The sequence below is a fragment of the Bradyrhizobium sp. PRIMUS42 genome (assembly GCF_023006515.1).
GTDB lineage: Bacteria > Pseudomonadota > Alphaproteobacteria > Rhizobiales > Xanthobacteraceae > Bradyrhizobium.
The window spans coordinates 1-4,212 of sequence record NZ_JALBGZ010000559.1 but is presented as its reverse complement, the minus strand read 5'-3'; the positions used below and the strand labels follow the sequence as shown (position 1 = coordinate 4,212).

Annotated in this window: 5 protein-coding genes; 3 read left to right on the top strand and 2 right to left on the bottom strand. The window is 64.8% G+C overall.

Annotated elements, in window-relative coordinates; genetic code table 11:
• The 3 genes from MOV75_RS29205 to MOV75_RS29195 form a co-directional block, all read left to right on the top strand.
• A partial coding sequence (locus MOV75_RS29205; protein ID WP_246931091.1) for an aminotransferase class III-fold pyridoxal phosphate-dependent enzyme occupies positions 1-430 on the top strand: 430 nt, incomplete at its 5' end.
• Entirely contained in the window at positions 430-1,353 is a 924-nt protein-coding gene (gene argF, locus MOV75_RS29200) for an ornithine carbamoyltransferase (RefSeq protein WP_246931090.1), read from the top strand. The genes MOV75_RS29205 and argF, both read left to right, overlap by 1 nt.
• A 318-nt stretch (positions 1,354-1,671) precedes the next feature.
• A complete protein-coding gene (locus MOV75_RS29195; RefSeq protein WP_246931089.1) occupies positions 1,672-2,679 on the top strand; it encodes an Hsp33 family molecular chaperone in 1,008 nt (335 codons plus the stop codon).
• Positions 2,680-3,549: 870 nt separating this feature from the next.
• Here MOV75_RS29195 and apaG read toward each other — a convergent pair.
• A complete protein-coding gene (gene apaG / locus MOV75_RS29190; RefSeq protein WP_246931092.1) occupies positions 3,550-3,942 on the bottom strand; it encodes a Co2+/Mg2+ efflux protein ApaG in 393 nt (130 codons plus the stop codon).
• A gap of 5 nt (positions 3,943-3,947) precedes the next feature.
• A partial coding sequence (locus MOV75_RS29185; RefSeq protein ID WP_247007065.1) for a hypothetical protein occupies positions 3,948-4,212 on the bottom strand: 265 nt, incomplete at its 5' end.

Genomic DNA, 4,212 nt, shown 5'->3' with positions numbered 1-4,212 from the left:
GACCGCGGATGCGGCTTCCGGCATGGGGCCCGGTTCGCACGGCTCGACCTTCGGCGGCAATCCGCTGGCGATCTCGGCGGCCAATGCGGTGCTCGACGTCATGCTCGAGCCCGGCTTTTTCGACCACGTGCAGAAGATGTCGTTGCTGCTGAAGCAGAAGCTCGCCTCCGTGATCGATCGCCACCCCGATGTCGTCAGCGAAGTCCGCGGCGAGGGCCTGCTGATCGGCATCAAGGCCGTGGTGCCTTCGGGCGATCTCGTGGCCGCCTTGCGTGGCGAGAAACTGCTCACCGTCGGCGCGGGCGACAATGTCGTGCGTTTCCTGCCGCCTTTGATCGTCACCGAGGCCGAGATCGAGGACAGCGTCATCAGGCTCGAGCGCGCCTGCGCTGCGATCTCGTCCAGTTTGACCAAGCGGGCGGCAAGCTGATGAGCACGTCGCCGAAACACTTCCTCGACATCAACGAGCTCCCGCTGTCGGAGCTCAAGCGCATGCTCGCCGCATCCTCCGCCATGAAGGCGAAGCAGAAGGCGCAGCAGCCGGTCAGGCCGCTCGAAGGCAAGACGCTGGCGATGATCTTCGAGCGCCCCTCGACGCGGACGCGGGTGTCGTTCGACGTCGCCATGCGCCAGCTCGGCGGCGAGCCCATCATGCTCACCGGCGCCGAGATGCAGCTCGGTCGCGGCGAGACCATCGCCGACACCGCGCGCGTGCTGTCGCGCTATGTCGACGCCATCATGATCCGCATCCTCAATCACGAGGCGCTGCTGGAGCTTGCGGCCAACGCCACCGTGCCGGTCATCAACGGCCTGACGCGGCGTTCGCATCCCTGTCAGGTGATGGCCGACCTCATGACCTATGAGGAGCATCGCGGCCCGATCGAGGGCAAGACGGTGGCCTGGACCGGCGACGACAACAACGTGCTGGCGTCCTGGGCGCATGCCGCCGAGCGCTTCAAGTTCCAGCTCAATGTCGCAACGCCGCCTGAGCTCGCGCCGAAAAAGGCGATGCGCGACTTCATCAAGACGACCGGCGCATCGATCGTGCTCGGCACCGATCCGGAAGCCGCCGTGCGCGGCGCCGATTGCGTCGTCACCGACACCTGGGTGTCGATGGGCGACAAGGAAGGCGAGCATCGCCACAATGTGCTCAAGCCCTACCAGGTCAACGGCAAGCTGATGTCGCTGGCCAAGCCCGATGCGTTGTTCATGCACTGCCTGCCCGCCCACCGCGGCGAGGAGGTCACGGATGAAGTGATCGACGGCCCGCAATCGGTCGTGTTCGACGAGGCCGAAAACCGCCTGCACGCGCAGAAGGGTATTTTGGCTTGGTGCTTTGACGCGGTGAAGTAATTGCGGTGGGGACGCATTGATGGCCCCATTCTCCGCTGTCATCCCGGACAAGCGCCGCGCGGCGGCGCGCCGATCCGGGATCCCGGCGCGAGCGGCTTGCGCTCGTCGCTGTAACCACAGGATTGAGTTTGGCGAGGACTCGGAGTTGTCATCGCCGGCTACAACGTCATCCTGTGGTTATGGATCCCGGGTTCGCGCTTTGCGCGCCTCGGGACGACATCGAGTTTGAGGTGGCTTTGTGCAACTCCACTCACATCGGGAACACGCCGCCCCCGCGCCCTCTTCCATTTCCCATCCTCCGACCCCAAATAGACCGCCATGGTTTCCCAATCCCCTGACATGAATACCGGGCCCGAAGGCCCGGTTCGCGCACCATCGGCGGTCCCGATCGATGATGCCGTGCTGCCCTACGAGGTCGATGCGCTCGACGTGCGCGGGCGACTGGTGCGGCTTGGCCCGGCGCTCGACGAGATCCTGACCAAGCACGATTACCCGGCGCCGGTCGGCAAGCTGCTCGGCGAGGCCATCGTGCTGACGACGCTGCTCGGCACCGCGCTGAAATTCGAGGGTCGCTTTATCCTGCAGGCCCAGACCGACGGCCCGGTGTCGTTCCTTGTTGTCGACTACATGGCACCGGATCGCCTGCGCGCCTATGCGCGTTTCGATGCCGCGCGTCTCGGCGATACCAGGGATTCCGGCACGCTGCTCGGCCGCGGCCATCTCGCCATGACCATCGACCAGGGCCCCGACATGAGTCGCTACCAGGGTCTGGTCGCGCTCGACGGCGGCAGCCTGGAAGACGCCGCGCACGAATATTTCCTGCGCTCCGAGCAGATCCCGACGCGCGTGCGTCTTGCGGTCGGTGAGGAGTGGCGCTCGAACGACGGCGGCAAGCATCGCTGGCGCGCCGGCGGCATGCTGATGCAGTTTCTGCCGAAGGCACCGGAGCGCGCGCGGCAGGCGGACTTGCACCCCGGCGATGCGCCCGATGGCGTCGAAGTGCACAGCGTCACTGAAGACGATGCCTGGGTCGAGGCGCGCTCGCTGATCGAGACGGTCGAAGACGTCGAGCTGATCGATCCCGAACTCTCCGGCGAGCGGCTGCTGTTCCGTCTGTTTCACGAGCGCGGCGTGCGCGTGTTCAATCCGATGGTGCTCAAGGCGCAGTGCTCCTGCTCGCGCGATGCGGTCGCCTCGATGCTCAAGAGCTTCTCGCCCGACGACCGTGCCGCGATGGTCAAGGACGACAAGGTCGTCGTCACCTGCGAGTTCTGCAGCTCGGTGTACGATTTCACGCCGGATGAAGCGGGCGTGGAGGGCGCGTAGCGAGCTCTCGTAGGGTGGGCAAAGCGAAGCGTGCCCACGTCTCTGAAATGGTGAAAGATGGTGGGCACGGCGCTTTGCGCCTTTGCCCACCCTACGGCACCTCGCCTGTGTCGCCCTCTGTCAATCCATCCTCGCAAAAATATTCCACTTTACCGAAATTCGGTTTTATCGTATGTGTCATCCATCCCGGCTCATCCAAGAGGGGCGATCTTGTGTCGTCACGCATCGCGAGCCGGGGCTGCGGTGGACGCGGCAGCGTCGGCACGAGATGGGGCGGGCAGGGCGGGTAGTCCCTGTGAGCTCGAAACCCGCGTGCAGACGAGCGGCGCTGCTAGGTTCGTCTCGCCTGTAAGTTTCGCAGCTCCGTCGACTGGGCTGGAAATACTGCGGCGAAGTGGCGGGCCGTGCGTACGGCAAAACCGTGTGGTCCTGGCCGTCGTTGCTACGGTCAAGTCTTTCGCGAAGGTGCGAGCGAGCCCAACCGGGCGGACTGCATCATCCAATTCGCGGGGCGAGGGAGGCCAGAGGAAAGTTCGGCTCCCGGGAGAGCACGGCATAAGCCGTCCGACCATCGCGCAGGGAAGGCCGAGTGATCGGCACCACCTGTATGCTGCTGTGCGGTCTTCTTGCGCTACATTTCGCGCAGCAGACCGCGGGTGCGAGCTGGCACCCGGCCTTCCCTGCGCCCTCTTGGATTTGAGGGTAGCGAGATGAAGCAAAGCTCGGGTGGTTCAAGCCGCGAGGCTACGAAGGCGTGTCTGGATGACGTAGGATGGGTAGAGCGAAGCGAAACCCATCATGCCTCCGCGAGGATGAGAGACGATGGGTTTCGCTTCGCTCTACCCATCCTACTTGCAGACGACACCACCCCTAATTCAACACCCTCTTGCTGTCCGGGCTGTCCAGCGAAAACGCGGGCACGTCGATCTCGAAGCGCTCGCCGCTTTCGGTGACCATCTGGTAGCGGCCGGTCATGAAGCCGGAGGCGGTCGAGAGCGGGACGCCGGAGGTGTATTCGAAACGCTCGCCGGGGGCCAGGATCGGCTGCTCGCCGACCACGCCCTCGCCTTTCACCTCCTGCTGGCGGCCGGAAGCGTCGGTGATGATCCAGTGCCGCGTCTTGAGCTGCACGGTCTCCTCGCCGGAATTGGTGATGACGATGGTGTAGGACCAGAAGTAGCGGGAACGGTCGGCCGACGACTGCTCCGGAACAAAGTTCGGCTCGACGGTCACTTCGATCTGGCGGGTCACTGCGCGGTACATGGTTGCTACCATACCGAAATCCGGCCCCGGAACCAAACGCCGCGGGCGGCTTTGGCGACATCGTCCCGCCAGAATTCGAAGGGAATGACACCCCCGAAGATCCGGCCGCTTTGCGAGTTGACGACCGGACCGGTACACTCCTTGACGCGTCGCGATTTGCGGAAGGGTTTTTCGCCCCCGATGACCATTGCTGACCAAGTGACGGGACAGACGATCGTGGGAACCGCCGGGGCCAAGCCCGCGGGGAGCAAGCCGCGCGCCGCCGCGCCG

Coding starts and splice junctions, on each gene's coding strand:
- MOV75_RS29195 (WP_246931089.1), top strand. CDS start 1,672: ATGGTTTCCCAATCCCCTGACATGAATACCGGGCCCGAAGGCCCGGTT.
- apaG (WP_246931092.1), bottom strand. CDS start 3,942: ATGTACCGCGCAGTGACCCGCCAGATCGAAGTGACCGTCGAGCCGAAC.
- argF (WP_246931090.1), top strand. CDS start 430: ATGAGCACGTCGCCGAAACACTTCCTCGACATCAACGAGCTCCCGCTG.